General features: G+C 65.0%; 1 protein-coding gene. It reads left to right on the top strand.

Annotated features, from left to right (window positions below; translation table 11 throughout):
* On the top strand, positions 1 to 296 hold a 296-nt coding region (locus C5471_RS23635; RefSeq protein ID WP_166296693.1), incomplete at its 5' end, for a tyrosine-type recombinase/integrase.
* Positions 297 to 468 lie beyond the last annotated feature (172 nt).

Here is a 468-nt window from a genome sequence, read left to right as displayed (position 1 = left end):
AGAAAAAAGGTGCCTGCCACCTGTTCCGGCACGCGATGGCAACGCAGATGCTGGAGAACGGGGCGGACCTGCGCTGGATACAGGCGATGTTAGGCCATGCGAGCGTGGAATCCACCCAGGTGTATACGCAGGTCTCTATCCGGGCCTTACAGGCGGTTCATGCCAGTACGCATCCGGCGGAACACATGGCCGACGAAAAAGTCAGCGACGCCGATGAGGTGGGTTTACTGGCCGACCTGTACGCCGAAGACAACGCCGACGCTGACACACCGCCGGACAGCCCGACGCCGACCTGAAACCCCGATATCCGCTGACTGTCCGCCCGCCCTCGTTAAGCTGGGCGGGTTCGGTGTGGGGGCAGACCGTGGCCGGACTGCCCGTCGGCATCGGCGCACGCGGGGGTAAATAGTCGTCAGGCGGCCCAACCGCTGGCGTCCCCGTTGAGCCGGTACAGGCCGCCCAACGCCT

Origin of the sequence: Photorhabdus tasmaniensis (assembly GCF_011189505.1) — a bacterium.
Lineage (GTDB): Bacteria > Pseudomonadota > Gammaproteobacteria > Enterobacterales > Enterobacteriaceae > Photorhabdus > Photorhabdus tasmaniensis.
This window is presented reverse-complemented; position numbering and strand designations above follow the sequence as displayed.